At 70.5% G+C, this 17,719-nt stretch carries 17 protein-coding genes; 4 read left to right on the forward strand and 13 right to left on the reverse strand.

The genetic code is table 11. The annotated features are described in order from the left end of the window. The first annotated feature begins 93 nt into the window (after positions 1 to 93). From LBN7_RS07800 to LBN7_RS07810, 3 genes are read left to right on the forward strand one after another with little or no spacing between them, the layout of a single operon-like run. Positions 94 to 1,227 carry a FecCD family ABC transporter permease gene (locus tag LBN7_RS07800; protein WP_407361441.1) on the forward strand — a complete coding sequence of 378 codons (1,134 nt, stop codon included), beginning with the start codon at positions 94 to 96 and terminating at the stop codon, positions 1,225 to 1,227. Further along, positions 1,224 to 2,051 (forward strand): ABC transporter ATP-binding protein, encoded by an 828-nt coding sequence (locus LBN7_RS07805; protein ID WP_407361442.1) that lies wholly within the window; start codon positions 1,224 to 1,226, stop codon positions 2,049 to 2,051. The genes LBN7_RS07800 and LBN7_RS07805 overlap by 4 nt, the downstream gene beginning before the upstream one ends. Then, positions 2,048 to 3,064: an ABC transporter substrate-binding protein gene (locus tag LBN7_RS07810; RefSeq protein ID WP_407361443.1), complete on the forward strand. Its 1,017-nt coding sequence runs from the start codon at positions 2,048 to 2,050 to the stop codon at positions 3,062 to 3,064. Before LBN7_RS07805 ends, LBN7_RS07810 begins: the two co-directional genes overlap by 4 nt. A gap of 57 nt (positions 3,065 to 3,121) precedes the next feature. Here LBN7_RS07810 and LBN7_RS07815 read toward each other — a convergent pair whose 3' ends face one another. The 13 genes from LBN7_RS07815 to LBN7_RS07875 form a co-directional block, all read right to left on the reverse strand. Beyond that, positions 3,122 to 4,597, reverse strand: coding sequence for an amidohydrolase family protein (locus LBN7_RS07815; protein ID WP_341946628.1), 1,476 nt, complete (start codon positions 4,595 to 4,597; stop codon positions 3,122 to 3,124). A gap of 10 nt (positions 4,598 to 4,607) precedes the next feature. Then, a complete protein-coding gene (locus LBN7_RS07820; RefSeq protein WP_341946629.1) occupies positions 4,608 to 5,636 on the reverse strand; it encodes an ornithine cyclodeaminase in 1,029 nt (342 codons plus the stop codon). After that, the gene (locus LBN7_RS07825; RefSeq protein ID WP_341946630.1) at positions 5,633 to 6,271 is read right to left on the reverse strand and encodes an FMN-binding negative transcriptional regulator; all 639 of its coding nucleotides are present in this window, start codon (positions 6,269 to 6,271) and stop codon (positions 5,633 to 5,635) included. The genes LBN7_RS07820 and LBN7_RS07825 overlap by 4 nt, the downstream gene beginning before the upstream one ends. Then, on the reverse strand, positions 6,271 to 7,914 hold the full coding sequence (locus LBN7_RS07830; protein ID WP_341946631.1) for an ABC transporter ATP-binding protein: 1,644 nt from the start codon (positions 7,912 to 7,914) through the stop codon (positions 6,271 to 6,273). Before LBN7_RS07830 ends, LBN7_RS07825 begins: the two co-directional genes overlap by 1 nt. A gap of 3 nt (positions 7,915 to 7,917) precedes the next feature. Continuing rightward, positions 7,918 to 8,430: a GbsR/MarR family transcriptional regulator gene (locus LBN7_RS07835; protein ID WP_116636056.1), complete on the reverse strand. Its 513-nt coding sequence runs from the start codon at positions 8,428 to 8,430 to the stop codon at positions 7,918 to 7,920. Positions 8,431 to 8,470: 40 nt separating this feature from the next. After that, positions 8,471 to 9,397 (reverse strand): ABC transporter permease, encoded by a 927-nt coding sequence (locus LBN7_RS07840; protein WP_407361444.1) that lies wholly within the window; start codon positions 9,395 to 9,397, stop codon positions 8,471 to 8,473. Continuing rightward, positions 9,390 to 10,322, reverse strand: a complete 933-nt coding sequence (locus tag LBN7_RS07845; protein WP_116636058.1) for an ABC transporter permease — start codon at positions 10,320 to 10,322, stop codon at positions 9,390 to 9,392. The genes LBN7_RS07840 and LBN7_RS07845 overlap by 8 nt, the downstream gene beginning before the upstream one ends. Beyond that, on the reverse strand, positions 10,307 to 11,713 hold the full coding sequence (locus LBN7_RS07850) for a M14 family zinc carboxypeptidase (protein WP_407361445.1): 1,407 nt from the start codon (positions 11,711 to 11,713) through the stop codon (positions 10,307 to 10,309). Before LBN7_RS07850 ends, LBN7_RS07845 begins: the two co-directional genes overlap by 16 nt. 25 nt (positions 11,714 to 11,738) lie before the next feature. Then, entirely contained in the window at positions 11,739 to 13,349 is a 1,611-nt protein-coding gene (locus LBN7_RS07855; RefSeq protein ID WP_407361446.1) for an ABC transporter substrate-binding protein, read from the reverse strand. Between the two features lie 221 nt (positions 13,350 to 13,570). After that, complete coding sequence (locus LBN7_RS07860; RefSeq protein ID WP_407361447.1) at positions 13,571 to 14,122, reverse strand: GNAT family N-acetyltransferase; 552 nt, start codon at positions 14,120 to 14,122, stop codon at positions 13,571 to 13,573. Positions 14,123 to 14,206: 84 nt separating this feature from the next. After that, a complete protein-coding gene (locus tag LBN7_RS07865) occupies positions 14,207 to 15,169 on the reverse strand; it encodes a D-alanine--D-alanine ligase (protein WP_407361448.1) in 963 nt (320 codons plus the stop codon). Next, positions 15,166 to 16,290 (reverse strand): alanine racemase, encoded by a 1,125-nt coding sequence (alr, locus tag LBN7_RS07870; protein ID WP_407361449.1) that lies wholly within the window; start codon positions 16,288 to 16,290, stop codon positions 15,166 to 15,168. Before alr ends, LBN7_RS07865 begins: the two co-directional genes overlap by 4 nt. Further along, on the reverse strand, positions 16,287 to 16,955 hold the full coding sequence (locus LBN7_RS07875; protein WP_116636064.1) for a M15 family metallopeptidase: 669 nt from the start codon (positions 16,953 to 16,955) through the stop codon (positions 16,287 to 16,289). Before LBN7_RS07875 ends, alr begins: the two co-directional genes overlap by 4 nt. 87 nt (positions 16,956 to 17,042) lie before the next feature. Here LBN7_RS07875 and LBN7_RS07880 point away from each other — a divergent pair, with 87 nt between their 5' ends. Beyond that, positions 17,043 to 17,714 (forward strand): response regulator transcription factor, encoded by a 672-nt coding sequence (locus LBN7_RS07880; protein WP_116636065.1) that lies wholly within the window; start codon positions 17,043 to 17,045, stop codon positions 17,712 to 17,714. Positions 17,715 to 17,719 lie beyond the last annotated feature (5 nt).

Genomic DNA, 17,719 nt, shown 5'->3' on the forward strand with positions numbered 1-17,719 from the left:
CCTTAAATGATAATGATTCTCAATATCTACTACGATCTTCAGCATGCCCACTCCTCTGGATCACCCCACCGAGGTCTCGGCCGGATGCTCCCTGTGAGCCGATCGATCGAAGCCCTGCGCGGACGACCCTCACACAGCAACCGGTTCGTCCGCCCTCGCACCGGCCACCACAGCCGCTCCCGACGGATGCTGCCCGTCGGCCCGACAGTGACGGCGATCGCCGTGATCGCGGTTCTCGTGCTCGTGGTCTCCGCCTCGACCGGACCCGTCGGAGTCTCACCCATCGACGCCGCGAGGATCGTGATCGGCCACCTTCTCCCCGGTATGCCCTGGATGTCCGACGGCACGCTCACCCCACTGCAGGACCAGGCGGTCTGGCAGTTCCGGGTGCCGAGGTCGCTCCTCGCCGCACTCTCCGGCGCGGGACTCGCCCTCGCCGGCGCGATGATGCAGGCCGTCGTGCGCAATCCGCTCGCCGAGCCGTACATCCTCGGCGTCTCCTCCGGCGCCAGCGTCGGCGCCGTGCTCGTGATCGTCTCCGGCGGCGCCACATTCCTCGGTCTCACGATGAGCGGCGCGGCGTTCATCGGCGCGATGGTCGCCTGTCTCCTCGTCGCGATGCTCGCGCGCATCCGCGGAGAGCTCTCCCCGACCAGGATGATCCTCGCCGGGGTCGCGCTGGGCGCTCTGCTGAGCGCCGTGACCAGTTATCTCACCCTCACCACGGATGCCCAGAACGTCGTCAGTGTGATGTTCTTCCTGCTCGGCAGCGTGTCGGCGGCCGACATGTCGTCGCTGCTCATCCCCGCGGTGGCGCTCGCGATCGCGTGCACAGCGGTCTTCGGGCTCTCGCGGTCGATGAACGCGCTGCTCTCGGGCGACGAGTCGGCCATGGCCGTCGGCGTGCGCACGAGCCGGCTGCGCGGTCTGCTCCTCGTGCTCGCCTCTCTCCTGACCGGCGCGATCGTCGCGGTGAGCGGAGGCATCGGCTTCGTCGGCCTCGTCGTCCCGCACATCGCCCGGCTCCTCGTCGGCTCGGATCATCGGCGGATGCTGCCGGTGACGGTCCTCGGCGGAGCACTGTTCCTCATGATCGCCGACCTGCTCGCCCGCACGGTCGCGATGCCGACCGAGATCCCCCTCGGCATCCTCACCGCGTTCGTCGGCGCACCCTTCTTCCTCTGGCTGATGCGCAGCGGTGGCGAGCGCGCGGGGTTCGACCGATGAGCGTGCAGTTCGACGGCGTGAGCGTCGTGCGCGGCGGTCGCACCGTGCTGCACGGAATCGACCTCCAGGTCGCCTCCGGGCGCATCGTCGGACTCCTCGGGCCGAACGGCAGCGGGAAGTCGACCCTCCTGCGCGCGCTCTTCACGGGTCAGCGCCCGCACCGCGGGCGCATCCTGATCGACGGGTCGGATGCGTCGCTGCTGGCGCCGCGCACGCTCGCCCGCACCGTGTCGGTGATGCTGCAGGACGCGCCCTCGGAGTTCGACCTGACCGTGCGGGAGACGGTCCTCGTCGGCCGCACCCCGCACCGTCCGCCGTTCAGCAGGGACACCAGGGAGGATCGGCGCATCGTCGACGAAGCGCTGCGGACCGCCGACGTGCACGACCTCGGCGACCGCCTGGTGCGACGACTCTCGGGCGGTCAGCGCCAGCGGGTGATGCTCGCGCGTGCTCTCGCGCAGGACGGGAGGATCCTCGTCCTCGACGAGCCGACGAACCACCTCGACATCGCCCACCAGCTCGACCTGATGCGCGTCGTGAGCGGACTCGGGACGACCGTGATCGCCGCCCTCCACGACCTCAACATCGCCGCGGCGTTCTGCGACGACGTCGCCGTGCTCGACGAGGGCAGGCTCGTGGCCTTCGGCCCGCCCGACGCCGTGCTCACACCGGCGCTGGTCGACGAGGTCTTCGCCGTCACCGCACGCATCGCCATCGAGGTCGACACCGGCGCGAGGGCGATGACGTTCCACCCCCGTCGGCGCTCCGACCACCGAGGCACCGATATCCCGAACCACCCGACCAACCGAGGAGAAGAAGAATGACATCCCGTACCCGAACCACCCGCGTGCTCGCCGCCGTCACCGTCGGAATGGGCGCGCTCGCCCTCTCGGCCTGCGGAAGCGGCGTCACCACCGCCACAGGACCCGCCTCGTCCGAGCAGGCGATCACGATCGAGAACTGCGGTCGCACGATCGAGATCCCGGCCACCCCGACCGCCGTCGTCGGAATGCACCCGTCGCAGACCGAGCTGCTGCTGCGCCTGGGCCTCGCCGACTCGCTCGTCGGCCAGGCCCAGGCCACGGCGCAGGAGCTCCCTGCCGACATCGCGGAGTTCGCGGGCGATGTGCCCGTGGTCGGCGGGGACACCCCTCCGAGCCGAGAGGAGCTCCTCGCCGTCGAGCCCGACTTCGTGTACTCGCCCACCACGTACGAGTTCACCGCCGAGCAGGGTTTCGCGAGCATCGAGCAGTTGGACGAAGCCGGAGTCGCCGCCTACACGGCCACCGGAGGATGCTTCGACCGCCGCATGGAGGGCACCGTCACGGACCTCTTCACCGATCTGGAGAATCTCGGCGCGATCTTCCAGGTCTCGGACGAGGCGGACGCCCTCATCGAGTCCGCGGAGGCCGAGCTCGACTCCGTCGCCGCCGCGATCGAGGGTCGGGATCGGCCGCGTGTCGCGCAGGTGTTCGTCGAAGGCACGACGCTGACGGCCATCGGTGCGGGCATCGAGTTCGACATCCTGCAGCGCGCCGGCGCGGACAACGTGTTCAGCCCGAAGGACCCGATGTTCGCGGACTTCTTCGCCGCCGAGATCACCCCGGAGTCCCTCGCGGCAGAGGCCCCCGACGTGCTCGTCTTCGCGGTGTCCGACCCGGCGCACGAGGCGGCGGTCCGCGATCACCTGGCGAAGACCTTCCCCGAGATGCCGGCGGTGCGCGACGACCGCCTCATCGCCGTGTCCTCCACCGACATGTTCCCCGGCACCCTCGGCAACGTCTCCGTGGTCCGTCAGATCGCCGAGGCGCTCTACCCCGACGCCGTGTTCGACTGACCTGCATCATCGTGACGGGGCGCCGGCCGGCGCCCCGTCATCGTGATCGAGGACCCGTCAGAGCGCACGCCAGGTGAAGCGCCCGCCGAGCAGGGTGGCCGCGACCGGCATGTCGCGCAGCCCATCGCGGTCGCTCGCGTACGGGTCGCGATCGACGATCACGAGATCCGCCGGCTGTCCGACGGCGACCGACGAGCGGACGGATGCCGCCAGCGCCACGTCCAGCGGCAGACGCTGCTCCGGATGCCAGGCGTCGCGGTCGCCCCGGCTGCGCGACGTCGCCGCGCTGAGCGAGATCCACGGGTCAAGCGGCGCGACCGGAGCATCCGATCCCAGCCGCAGGGACGCCCCGGCACGATGCAGCGACCCGAACGCGAACGCGCGGCCTGTGCGCCCCGCCCAGTGGTGGTCGGCGACGTCACGGTCGTCCATCGCGTGCTCCGGCTGCACGCTCGCGATCAGCCCCAGCCGCGCGAACCGCGCGAAGTCCTCCTCGCGCACGAGCTGCGCGTGCTCGATCACACCCTTCATGCCGAGCGCCTCGAACGTGTCGAGCACCTCGGTGTTCGCCCGGTCACCGATGGCATGAACGGCGGCCCCGACTCCCGCGCCCCGCGCGCGCTCCAGCAGACGCCGAAGCTCCGCGATCGGCACGCTCTCCAGACCGCACGCGTGCGGATGCGCGGGGTCCATGGTCGGGTACGGATCCCAGCACCAGGCCGTGCGGGTGTTCAACGACCCGTCCACGATCACCTTGAGGCGTCCGAACCGCACGAGGCCGGCCGTGTCGACGATGTCGCCGGTGCGCAGCCCGCCCGCGATCACGCCCTCCAGCCGGTCGGCCCACACGGCGATGTCCACGCGCAGTGCGTCGACGCCCTGAGCGGTCCGGTCCCGCCAGTCCGTGACATTGTCGGCGTTCTCGTAGTCGACCACGCCGACCACGCCGCGCGCGGCCGCGGCGTCGGCGGCCGCACGATACGCCGAGAGCGGGAGATCACCGGCCTGATCGAACGAGTGCAGCAGATCGATCCACGGCCCCTCGCGCAAGAGCCCGGTCTCGTCGAGGGCCAGGCCGAAGCGGGCTGCGGCCGCGCGGTTCATCCACCCGCAGTGCAGATCGCCGCTGACGAGCACGACGGGAACGTCGGAGACCGCCGCGTCGAGCGCGTCGAGCGAGGCCGGCACGGGCCACAGTCCGTCGCGGAAGCCGTAGCCCATCAGCATCCCGTCGCTGAGCGGGGCCCCGTCGGCGCGGGCGCCGCGTACGGCGTCGAGCACGTCGGCGGCGCTGCGGGTCTCGGTCAGGTCGATGCGGCTGCGCCGGATGACGTGCTGGGTGAAGTGCACATGCGCGTCCCACAGCCCCGGCCCGACCCAGCGGCCTGCGCCGTCGACCGTCTCGCCTTCGGCATCCGTCGTTCCGGCGGGGGTGATCCTCGCGATGACGCCGTCGCGCACGACGAGGTCGATCGGCTCACCGCCGTCGTAGGGGCGGACGTTCTGGAGAGTGAGTGCGGGGGCGTCGGTCATGGTGCTCCGGTCAGGCGACGGGGACGGGGACGGTGGTGAAGCCGAACAGATCCTTGGGATCGTCCGGTGCGGCGACGAGGTCGATCTCGCGGCCCAGGTCGGTTCCGGCGATGCTCGCGCGCAGGTGCCGCAGAGCCGAGAAGTCCTCGATCGCGAACCCGACGGAGTCGAAGATCGTGATCTGCTCCCGCGATGTGCGGCCCGGCGCTGTGCCGGTGAGCACGCGCCAGAACTCGGTCACGGGGAAGTCGGGAGCGACGTTCTGGATCTCGCCCTCGACGCGCGTCTGCGGGGTGTATTCCACGAAGACCGGTCCGCGCTCCAGGATCCGCGGGTCGAGCTCGGTCTTGCCCGGGCAGTCGCCGCCGATCGTGTTGATGTGCACGCCGGGTGCGACGTCGGCATCCGTCAGCACCTGTGCGACCGCTTTGTCCGCCGTGCAGGTCGTGATGACGTCGGCACCCGCAGCCGCCTCGGAGGCCGATGCGCAGACCGTGATCTCGAAGCCGTGCGGGGTGAGATTCCGCACGAGCTTGGCGGAGGCCGCCTCGTCGACGTCGAAGACGCGGAGCGTGCGGATGCCGAGGACGGCCCGGAACGCGAGCGCCTGGAACTCGGCCTGACTGCCGGCGCCGATCATGGCCATGACCTGCGAGTCGGAGCGGGCCAGGGTTCGGGCGACCATCGCGGACGTCGCGGCGGTGCGGAGTGCGGTGAGCACGGTCATCTCGGCGAGGAACACCGGATACCCGTTGTGCACGTCGGCGAGCACGCCGAACGCGGTCACCGTCTGATAGCCGCGCCCCGGATTGAACGGGTGCCCGTTGACGTACTTGAACGCGTAGAGGTCGGGATCGCTGATCGGCATCAGCTCGATCACGCCGAACGGGGTGTGGTCGGCGACCCGGGGGCTCTTGTGGAACGACTCCCAGCGGCGGAAGTCCTCCTCGATCGTGTCGGCCATCTCGGCCATGATCCGCTCGGCGCCGTGGCGTCCGATCCAGGCCACCATGTCGGCCACTCCCACGAACGCGGTCATGCGCCCTGCTCCCTTCCGTGCACGCGCGACATCCGCGCCGCCAGGGCGGGGTTCCGATAGGGGCCCGGTTCGCCGAGCGCATCGATCACGCGGTCGACGACCTCGGCCGGCTTGTCCTGACTCATCTTCTCTTTCGCCTCGAATCGCTCGACGCGCAGTCGGAAGCCGACCGTGCCGTGCACGATGCGCTCCGCGTATGCCGCGTTCTCCAGGGTCTGCCGCATCAGGTACGGCTCGGGCAGCACGTTCTCGAAGTGCGCGACGAGCCGGTCGAGCACCCGCAGGTTCTCGTCGTCCGACAGGATCTCGGGTGTGCCGTGCAGGTGCGCCACGGCGAAGTTCCACGTCGGCACGGCGGGCGCGGTGCCGTACCACCCCGGCGAGACGTATCCCTGGGGGCCGTAGACGATCACCATCAGCTCGTGCGCGCCGAGCTCGTGCAGGCGCTCGTCGGGACGGCCGACATGGCTCACGAGCACGATGCCCTCGGCATCCTCCTCGAGCAGCAGCGGGTAGTGCGAGGCGACGAGACCCCTGCCGGGCACGAAGCTGACGATCGTGCCCCACGGGTTCTCCCGCACGAGCGTGCGCACGGTCTCGACGTCATCGAGGACGTAGTCGGGCGTGTGCCGCATCAGGCACCCGCGATCGCGGCGAGTCGTGCGGCCCGGCGTGCCTGCTGCACGTCGGGGTCCGGCACGGGAGCTGCGGCGAGGAGACGGCGCGTGTACGGATCCTCCGGATGCTCCAGCACCCGCGTGCGTGACCCCGCCTCGACCACGCGGCCGGTGTTGAGCACCATGACGCTGTCGCACAGCTCGTCGATCACCGCGAGATCGTGGCTGATGAACACGCACGCGAACTCGAGCCTCGCCTGCAGCTCGCGGAACACCTCCAGCACCTGCGCCTGCACCGAGACGTCGAGGGCGCTGGTCGGCTCGTCGGCGATGAGCAGCACGGGGTCGAGCGACACCGCGCGGGCGATCGCGACCCGCTGCCTCTGGCCGCCGGACAGCTCGTGCGGGTAGCGGTCGGCGCGATCGGAGAGCCCGACGGCGTCGAGAAGCTCCTCCACTCGCTCGCTCAGCGCGCGCCCGCGCAGCCCTCGGATGCTCTGCAGGGGCTCCTCGACGCTCTGGCGAGCGGTGTACCTCGGGTTGAGCGACAGGGCCGGATTCTGGAAGACGACCCCCACGCGTCGGCGGGTGCGCCGGCGCTCGGCCCGCGACGCGGTGCGCATGTCGACGCCCTCGATCCGGATGGTGCCCTCGGTCACGGGAGCCGCGCCGATCACCGCGCGCCCGATCGTGGACTTGCCGCTGCCGGACTCGCCGACCAGCCCGAGGATCTCGCCCTTCTGCACCCGCACGCTCACGCCGTCGACCGCGCGGAACGCGCCCCGCAGACGATTGCCGTAGCTGACCACGAGGTCGTCGATCTCGAGCACTGCGGGGGCCGCGTCCAGCGAGGCGCCCGCGCCACGGGTGCCGATCCTCGGCACGGCGTCGAGCAGCTCGCGGGTGTACCCGGCCGACGGTGTGAGCAGCACGCTGCGGGCGGTGCCCTCCTCGACGCGTTCGCCGTGCCGCATCACCACGACACGGTCGGCGAGCTCCGCCACCACACCCATGTCGTGCGTGATCAGCAGGATCGCGCGGCCCTCCCGTCGCCCGAGCCGGGCGAGCACGTCGAGCACCTCCGCCTGCACCGTCACGTCGAGCGCCGTGGTCGGCTCGTCGGCGATGAGCAGCTGCGGGTCGGAGGCCAGGGCCATCGCGATCCCGACCCGCTGGCACTGCCCGCCGGAGAGCTCATGGGGATACTGCTTCATGCGTCGGGCGGGGTCAGGGATGTCGACCAGCTCGAGCAGCTCGATCGCCCGCCGACGCGCGGCGCGCGTGCTCAGCGACCGATCGTGCGAGCGCACCGCCTCGACCACCTGGAATCCGATCGTGAAGACCGGGTTGAGCGAGGCGACGGGGTCCTGCGAGATCAGGGCGATCTCCGCACCGCGCACCTGCCTCAGCTCGCGCGGGGACAGCCCCAGCAGCTCGCGCCCGTGGAGCTTCACCGATCCGGTGGCCCGCGCTCCGTCGGGCAGCAGGCCGATCACGGACAGCGCGGTGACCGACTTGCCCGAGCCCGACTCCCCCACGACGGCGACGACCTCGCCGGGGGCGACGTCCAGATCGAGACCGTGCACGACCTCGATGGGTGCGCGCGTGCCGAAGGACACCCGCAGGTCGCGCACGCGCAGAACGGCTTCAGTGGAATCCATCGATCACGCTTCGTCCTCGCCCGCGTCGCGGGCGCGCTTGTGCTCATGCCAGTCGGCGAGCATCTTGTGGTGGTAGTCCTGCACCCATTCGAGGTAGTCGCGACCGTTGCGCAGACGCACGGCGGCGTCGGTCTCGGTCGGGCTCAGCCACCGCAGGGCGGTGTCGAGCGAGCGGATCTCCCTGTCGAAGTAGCGGCGCTCGTTGGCGAGGAAGCTGCCCCAGGGGTCCTCCTCGGCCATGAAGTAGTGGTTCCGGTCGCCTGGCAGCGAGTGACGCCGGATGAAGTTCGTGTCGATCAGCCGCCGGGTCGCCATCGACACTGCTCCGGTGCTGGCTCCCAGCGCAGCGGCGAGGTCGGCAGAGGAGATGAAGGGGCGATCCATGATCATCAGGTAGCCGAGCACGCGTCCGTCCATGCGAGACGTTCCGGCCATCTCCCAGATGAGCGAGATCTCCTCGGCGAACTGTCGACGGTACTGCTCGCGCTCGGCGGCTGCGGCGTTGTCCTCGGTCATGTGCTCTTCCCTTCCGGCGGCGTCCCGATCAGCATGCCACTCACCGTCGTTCCCTCGGATCGAAGACGCTGCGCAGCTCCTCGCCGATCGCCACCACGGCGAGCACGGTCAGCGCCAGGAGCACGCTCGGCAGCACGAGCACATGCGGCGACGCCTGGAAGACCCGCGATCCGGCCGCGATCTGCAGGCCCCAGGAGATCGCCGGCGACGACAGCCCGACACCGAGGTAGGTGAGGGTGCTCTCGGCGACGATCACGGCACCGATCGTCAGCGTGGCGAGCAGCAGCACCGGCTGCACGGCGTTGGGCAGCACGTAGCGCCCCACGATGCGTCCGGTGCTCAGCCCCATGGTCCGCGCTGCGAGCACGTGGTCGGCCTTCGCGACCGACCGCACCGACCCGCGCATCAGCCGGGCCATCATGGGCCACCCGAAGATCCCGAGCACCAGCCCGACCGTCAGCACGTTGCGGGCGCCGAGCATGTTGAGCACCACGATCGCGGCGAGCAGGAACGGGAAGCCGAGGAAGACCTCGGTCAGGCGCGAGATGATCCAGTCGGCGATCGAGCCGCCCATCCCGGCGAGCGTGCCGAGCAGCAGCGCGATCGCGAGGGCGATCGCCGTGGCGAGGAAGCCCACCGAGAGCGAGCTCTGCGCGCCGTAGACGGCGTTCGCCCAGATGTCGCAGCCCTGCACGTCGAAACCGAACGGATGCCCGGCGCTCGCGGTTGCCGCGCTGTCGGCGAGGTCGCAGGCCCGGGGGTCGCCATTGCCGAAGAGCCAGGCGAACGGCGACGGAGCCACGGCGAACGCCACGACCACGAGCAGCACGACGGCGGCCATCCAGAAGAGCGGGCGACGCACCAGCATCCGCCACGCGCCCTCCCGTCGCGCGACGATCGCGATCGCGGTGGTCTTCGGCATCGTGATCTTCGCGGTGCCCGGAGTCGGGTTCTGGGGATCAGGCACGACGGATCCTCGGGTCGAGCATCGCATGGAGGGCGTCCACGATCAGCGAGGTGAGCAGGAAGATGATGATCAGCGCGGTCGAGATGCCGACGACCAACGTCGCCTCGTGGTCCCGGATCGCCAGGAACAGCAGGTTGCCGACGCCGGGGAGGTTGAAGATCCCCTCGATCACCACGGCACCGCCGAGCAGGAACCCGAGGTCCGTCGCGAGGAAGGTGGCGGTGGGGATGAGCGAGTTGCGCATGACGTGGAGACCGATGACCCGGGACTCGCTGATGCCCTTCGAGCGGGCGGTGCGCACGTAGTCGGCGTCGAGGTTCTCGATCATCGACCCGCGCACCAGGCGCGAGACGGATGCCAGCCCGAACAGCGCGATCACGAGCGCCGGCAGCAGGTACGCGAGCGGCCACCCCTCGCGGATGCCGGCGACCGGCAGCCAGTCCAGTCGCACCCCGAACACGATCTGCGCCGTGATGCCGAGCACGAACACCGGGATGCAGCTGAGGCCGATCGAGATCACCAGGAGGCCGCGGTCGATGACCGTGCCGCGCTTGAGCGCCGACACGATGCCGACCGTGAGCCCGAGGACGATCTGGATCGTCCAGGCGGTGAGCGCGAGCGTGATCGTGACCGGCCACCGGGAGGCGAGCTGATCGGCGACGGCCCGTCCGCGCAGATCCACCCCGAGATCGCCGGTGAGCAGGTTGCCGATGTAGTTCGCGTACTGCACGAGCAGGGGCTGATCGAGCAGGTAGCGCGCGTTCAGGGCGTCGATGACGGACTGCGGCAGCTGGCGATCTCCGGCCAGGGCGCGGATGGGATCGCCCGGCAGGCTGAAGACCGTGAAGTAGATGATGAACGTCACTCCGAAGAAGACGATCGCGAATCCGACCAGTCTCTGCAGCAGCTTCAGTCCGAGGCCCACCGACTCGCCCCTTCGAGCTGTGCGTGCGCGGCCAGGATCGCGCCGTACTGCACGCCGACCACGGCGCTCAGCGGCAGCGGTCGGGAGCTCCCCGCCTGGAGGGCGCCCTCGAGCCAGCCGTCGAACAGGTCCTGCGCCTCGACGGCCGCGCGGCGCAGCTCGGGCGCCGCGGTCCCCGCCTCGACCTCGGCGCGCAGCGCCCGCACCAGCATCCCGCCCCAGCGCAGGCGATGCAGGCGCACGAGGCCGGACAGCGCCTCGACCTCGGAGACGGTCGCGACCCGGTCGGACTCCTGGGCGGCGCGGGCGACGTTCTCCTCCCCGGCGGCGGTCGCGGCGGGGGCGAACACGCGGGCGGCGCGCAGCAGCGGAGTGTCCAGGCGCAGGAAGGGCGTGACCAGGTCGACGAGCGCCGTGAGCCGAGCACCGGTCTCCTGCAGCGCCTCACCGGACTCGCGCAGCACGTCGCGGTAGAGCGTCTCGGTCGGGGTGGTGTCGTCGGCGAGCGGGTCGCTGAACTGCGGCAGCTCGGCGATCAGCGAGAGCGTGCCGTACTTCTGCGCATACGAGGTCGAGGCGTCGCCGGCGGAACCCGGCGGGTAGGGATCGAGTCCGTAGGCCTCGGTCCAGTCGTACGCGTCCTGCAGCGTGCCCATCTCGTAGATGGCCGGCGCGAGGACGGTGAAGTGCGCGCCCTCGGCCTCCCCCGTGTGCAGCGGCACGCCGAGGGCTGCGGGCAGCGCGTGCAGCAGCGGATACAGGGCGGGAACCGCACGCGAGAGATAGAAGTACGCGCCCCCGCCCTCGCTGTTGTGCAGCGGGACATACAGGTCGGGCTTGGCGGTGTCGATCGCGCGGGCGAGGGCCTGGGTCTCGGGCATCATCGCGTCGAAGTACGCCTTCTTGTACGAGAACGGGAAGGTCCACTCGACCTGCTCGTCCGGCGCCGGGCGGTAGAACTCCCGCGCGTACCGCTCGCGGTCCGAGGGGTCGGCGAACCAGCCCTCGTTGAGCCGCATGCCGTCGGGGTCCGCGCACGGCACGATGTGCCAGGTGGTGTCGAGCTGCGCGCGGAACGCGGCATCCGACGCCAGCTGTTCGGTCAGGTGCAGGATCGTCAGCGAGCCGATCGGCTCGTTCGGGTGCACACCGCCCACGATGAGCGCCGAGCGCGCGCCGTCGCCGATCGAGTAGAGCGAGATCGGCTCGCCGAGGCGGCTGGTGCCGATCCGCTGCACGCTGATCAGTGCGGGATGCTGCGCGCGGAGCGATTCCATCTGCTCGTTGAGCGCGTCGACGGTGGGGAAGGAGGTGTGGTCCGGTGCTGCGCCGGCACGACGGAGGATGTCCTCCGTCGTGCCGGCGGTCGGTGCCGCTGCGGAATCGTGCACGGGGTGTGGTTCTCTCTGGATCGGATCAGGATGCCGCGGAGGCGGTGACGACCTTGGTCAGGTCGACGCTTCCGGACACCGTGTACAGCTCGGAGATGCGATCCGAGGTGACGTACAGGTAGCGGTTGCCGAAGAGCGGCACCGTGGGGAAGTCCTGGAGGATGCGCTCCTGCACCTTCACGTACCCCTCGGAGGACTCCTCGAACGTGTCGGCCGCGTTGGCCTCCGTGAGGAGGGCGTCGACCTCGGGGTTCGAGTAGCCGCCGGATCCGAAGTTGCCTTCGCCTGTCGCCGTGTACACGGCCGTCAGCGTGTTCTGCTGGCTCGGGTACAGCGCACCCCAGCGGGCACGGAACGGCCCGTTGACCTCATGGGCGCCGACGCTGTCGACGAACGCGGCGAAGTCGACCGACGGGGTCGCGACGACGCTCTCGATGCCGAGGTTCTGGCGCAGCTGGTTCGCGATCGCCTCGAACAGGTCGTCCTGACCCCAGTTCGCGATGTAGTGCACGGCCAGCTCGCCGTCGAAGCCGCCGGCCTCCTCGAGCAGCGCCTGCGCGGCCTCGGGGTCGAACTCGCAGTACTCGCCGCAGACGCCCTCCGGATCGCCGGGCATGCTCGGCGCGGTGAGCGAGGTCGCGGGAACCTGGGAGCCGCCGAAGATCGCGTCGTTGATCGCCTCGCGGTCGATGGCCATCGAGATCGCCTGACGGATGCGCGGATCGGCGAAGCGCGGGTCCGTCAGATCGAAGCCGAGGAAGTCGACACCGGGTGCGTCGAGTTCGTAGACGTGTTCGCCGAAGTCGGTGCGCGCCTGGGCGACCTGCGATCCGGCGATGGCGACGATGTCGACCTCACCGGCCAGGGCGTCGGTGTAGGCGGTCGCGGTGTCGAGATAGGGCACGAAGGTCACGGCGCCGATGTTCGGCTCCGTACCCGCGTAGTCCTCGTAGGCGACGGCCTCGATCGGGTCGGTGTCCGACCAGCCGTCGACGAGGGCGAACGGACCGTTCCCGACGGGTGCCTCCTCCCAGGCGGCGATGTCGGCGAGCGCCTCGGACGGGAGCGGGTAGAGGCCGGTCTGTCCCGCGGTGAGCTGCAGCGGGAACTGACGGTCCGGTGCGTCGAGCTCGACGGTGAACGTGAGGTCGTCGACGACGGTGAGACCTGCGAGTTCGGTCGCGGTCGGCTCGGCTCCCTCGGCGGGGTTGAGGTCGGCGTACCCGACGACCCCGGCGAGCTGTGCGCCGTTCACCCAGGCGTTCGGGCCGTAGGCGGCATGGTTCCAGGTGTCGACATAGTCCTGAGCGGTGACCGGAGTCCCGTCATGGAACGTCCAGCCGTCGCGAAGCGTGATCGTCCACAGCTTCGCGTCGTCCGACTCGACGGACTCGGCCGCGACGTAGGTGATCTCTCCCGCGTCGTCGATCGCCGTGAGCGGGGAGAACATCGCGATGACGATGTTGTACGACGTGAACTGGTTGGCCGGGACGAGGCTGTCGGGCTTCTCGATCGCGAAGCGGACCGGATCGGCGTCACCGCTGTCGTCCGCGTCCGGCGACGACGCGGAGCAACCCGCGAGCGACAGAGCCAGGACCGCGGAAGCGGCGATCATCAGTCTTGCAGTGCTGTGCATAACTCCTCCTTGAGCCACACCTGACGGGTGCCGCATCGAGTGTGGGCTGGCTCGTTCCTGCGGGATTTCGCAGGGCTTTCCAGCACCGTAGATCGCGGCACTTCAACAATCAATGAAACTTCAGTAGAAATTGAAAGTTGTAATAGGAGTGAAACAGGAGGGACTCACGCACGCAACAGAGGGAGCGCTCCGTTACCGAAACGTGACAGCCGATGAGGAGCTCAGATCACCGGCCGGTCGATCCGCGAGACCACGTGCAGCGGCTCGTCGATCGGGTTGTCCGGCTCCATATCGCCCTCGCCCACTCGGCGGAATCCCGCCTTCTCCAGCGCGCGCCACGACCCGACGTTCCCGGCGACGACCGGCACGATGATCGCCGGAGCATCCGGGTACGAGAGCCAGGTCTCGGCGACGACGGCGCGGATGAGAGCTGTACCGAGACCGCGCCCGGTGTTCCCGAGATCCGCGATCAGGTAGTCGATCGTCACCGCGTGCTCGGGGACGTCGACGATCGCCGAGAGCTCCTCGAGATCCTCGGCGTAGTCCGCGATTCGCGAGCGCTGCACCAGCGCCGCGGGCACGCCGTCGAACGATACGAGCAGATCCTCCCCAGCCTCCTCGCCCCGCGTGCCAGGGCCGAAGTCGCGCGCCACACCCTCCGGCGAGAAGTCGTGATGCCAGTACCGGTGCACGTGCGGCCGCGACAGCCAGTCCGCGAGCAGCCCGAAGTCGCTCTCGACGACGGGACGCCAGGTGAACAGAGGACCGACCATGCGCCCATGATCCCAGGGGAACGCCAGGTGTGGCATTTCGTCTCGCTGCGCTCGCTCAACGACCGAGAGCAAAGCGAGGCTCGCTCAACGACCGGGGTCGAGCGCCGCCCGCACCATGCGCGAGACGAGGTCGGTGTACTCGACGCCGGCGACCGCGAACATCCGCGGCACCTGCGACGCCGCGGTCAGCCCCGGCATGGTGTTGACCTCGTTGAGCACGGGACCGTCGTCGGTGAGGAAGAAGTCCATCCGCGCCACCCCGGCGCATCCGATGGCGTCGAACACGGCGATGGCCGCCCGCTTCAGCGCCGACGTCTGCGCCGCGTCGAGCTGCGCCGGAACCGTGAACCGCGCACTGCCGTCGTACTTCGTCGCGGTGTCGAACGGTCCCGTCGTGTGAATCTCCAGCGGCGGAGCCGCCCAGCGGATGCCGCCCGCCTCGCGGAGCACGGCGACGTCGATCTCCCGCGCCCGCACGACCTCCTCCACGAGGATGCGCCGATCGAACCGCGCCGCGGTGCGCAGTGCCTCGAGCAGCTCGGACTCCTCCGTGACGAGGCTCACTCCGAAGCTCGACCCGGCCGACACCGGCTTGACGACCACTTCGCCTTCGAACTCGGCATCCCCGATGTCCTCGACTGCGATGACCCTCCCCCGCGCGGTGCGCACGCCGACGGCATCCGCCACCAGCTTCGTCGCCCACTTGTCCATGCCGATCGCTCCTGCGCGCAGGTCGGAACCCACGACCTTCGCGCCGGCGAGCGCCCCCAGTGCGGCGAGGGCTCCGTCCTCGCCGAGCGCTCCATGCACGGCGGGGAATATGACGTCGGTGTCGGCGATCATCGGCAGCGCGAGACCGAGGGATTCGACCGGAGACGCCGTCGCCGGCAGGCCGTCCGCACGCCAGATCCCGTCTCGGTCGATGGTCACCGTGCGCACGGCGTGGCCGCTGAGCCGGAGGGCTGCGGCGACCGCGGCGGCCGACGCCAGCGAGACCTCGTGCTCGGCGTTCTGCCCTCCCCCGATGACCAGCACGTGCGGCATCATGCGATGCCCCGCTGCACCCGTGCGCCGATGCCGGTCACGATGGTGTGCGGGATCGTGCCCGCCCACCGCGCCCACTCCTGCGCCGACGGGACCGCGCCGCCCTCCGGCCCGAACACGGTCGCCGTCGTGCCGCGCGGGAAGAGCACGTCCCCCGTGTCGACGACGATCTGGTCCATCGACACCCTCCCGACCAGCGGATGCCGTACTCCGCCGATCTCGACGGACGCCCCTTCGCCGAGCTCCCGAGGGATGCCGTCGGCGTACCCCGCACCGATGACGGCGAGACAGGTCGACCGCGTCGTGACGTGCGTCGCGCCGTACCCGACGGGTGTGCTCGCCGGCACCGTCGAGCTGTGCACGACCGACGCGGTGAACCGGGACGCACCCGTCAGCGCGATCGAATCCGAGGGGTCGATGCCGACGAGCCCCGCACCGATGCGCACCATGTCGAAGTGGGTCGCCGGATCGGTCAGCGCGCCCGCGGTCGCGGCCAGGTGCACGAGCAGGGGCCCGAACCCCGCCCGCAGCACCGCATCGCGGGCCTGCCGCATCCGCAGCACCGCCGCCTCGTTCGCCCGGGGGTGGCCCTCGTCGGCGCGTGGCAGATGCCCCATGACGCCCACGACCTCGACCCGCCCGCGCCCCTGCCTCGCGACCCGCAGCAGCTCGGTCCACTGGTCGATCGGGCACCCCTCCCGCGCCATGCCGGTGTCCATGTGCAGGTGCACCCGCAGCGGAGACTGCGCGTCCGCGATGAGTCTTCGCAGCTCGTCGACCGAGCCGACCGCGATGTCGACGCCCCGCAGCGCCGCCTCGGCCGCGTCCACCCCCGCGGGGTTCAGCCACGACAGGATCGGCGCCGTGACTCCGCCGACGCGCAGCGTCGCGGCCTCGGCGACGTCGGTGACACCGAGCCATTCCGCTCCCGCGGCGACCGCCGCCCTGGCGACCGAGACCGCTCCGTGTCCGTAGCCGTCGGCCTTCACCACGGCCATGATGCGGGCGTCCGTCCCGGCCCGCACCCGGCGCACGTTCTGAGCGACGGCATCCGGCAGCGTGCGGAGCAGGGGAGCGGGGAGAAGGGAGACCGCGGCGCGCTCCGTGGCGACCAGGACGGTCACGGCGTCATCCTCGGGTCTTCGGTGGGGTCGGAGTACATCTCGGGGCACCCCTCCGTGACGGCATCCGGACGCAGCTCGTAGTGCCAGGACTCGTTGGCGTAGGTCTGGCAGAGACCGTAGTCCGCGCCGTGCTGGGCGAGCCAGTCGAGGGTGGGGAGCGGGCCCATGTCGACGGCGTCACCCGACACGTGGGCCGAGGTCTGCGGGGTGGCGACCCAGCGCGCCGCCTCGGTCTCCGAGCCGTACTGGACGATCGCGTCCTGCAGCATCCGCTCCTGCAGCACCGCCGATCGCCACCCGCTGTTCACGCGGAACTCCAGGCCGTCGGCGGCGGCATCGTTCGCGGCGCGCTGCAGCGCATCGAGCAGGGCCGGATCGAGGTTGGCGATCGCGACCCGGTCGGTGTCGAAGACGGTGGGCTCGTCGCCGTCGCGGATCACGCCGTCGGCGTCGCTCGGGGCGAGGACCGAGCCGGCGAGGGCCTGCGGTGGCAGTCCGCCGGACTCGTCCGTCGGCGTCTCCTGCGAGGAGACCGAGGCGGATGCCGCGACCAGCGACTGCTGCACGGCGAACGCGAGGATCAGGACGGCGACGAGCGCGATGGCCGTGACGAGGAGTCGTCGGCCGCGGCTGCTGCGGTGGAGGGGGCGAGTGCGGGTGTTCATGTCTCCAGTGAAGAAGGGCGGCTGTTGCCCGGTCGTATGAGCTTTTCCATACGCTCCCGATATACGCGGGTGCGTAGGATCGCAGCCATGCGTGTGCTGATCGTCGAGGACGAGCCCTACCTCGCCGAGGCGGTTCGCGATGGGCTGCGCCTGGAGGCGATCGCCGCCGACATCGCGGGCGACGGCGACACGGCCCTCGAGCTGCTGAGCATCAACGCCTACGACATCGCCGTCCTGGATCGCGACGTGCCCGGCCCTTCCGGCGACGACATCGCGCGGTGGATCGTGGCATCGGGCAGCGGCATCCCGATCCTCATGCTGACCGCCGCCGATCGGCTCGACGACAAGGCCTCCGGGTTCGAGATCGGCGCCGACGACTACCTCACGAAGCCCTTCGAGCTGCGGGAGCTGGTGCTGCGCCTGCGGGCACTCGACCGTCGACGGCAGCGCGCCCGCCCGCCGGTGCTCGAGGTCGCGGGGCTCCGCCTCGATCCGTTCCGCCGCGAGGTGTACCGGGACGATCGCTACGTCGCCCTGACCCGCAAGCAGTTCGCAGTGCTCGAGGTGCTCGTCGACGCCGACGGCGGAGTGGTGAGCGCGGAGGAGCTCCTCGAGCGCGCCTGGGACGAGAACGCCGACCCCTTCACGAACGCCGTGCGCATCACGGTGTCGTCGCTGCGCAAGCGCCTCGGCGAGCCCTGGCTGATCCTCACCGTGCCCGGTGTCGGGTACCGGATCGGGACGGATGCCGATGCCTAGGCGGG

The sequence above is a fragment of the Microbacterium sp. LBN7 genome (assembly GCF_045690345.1).
In the GTDB taxonomy this organism is placed as follows: Bacteria; Actinomycetota; Actinomycetes; order Actinomycetales; family Microbacteriaceae; genus Microbacterium.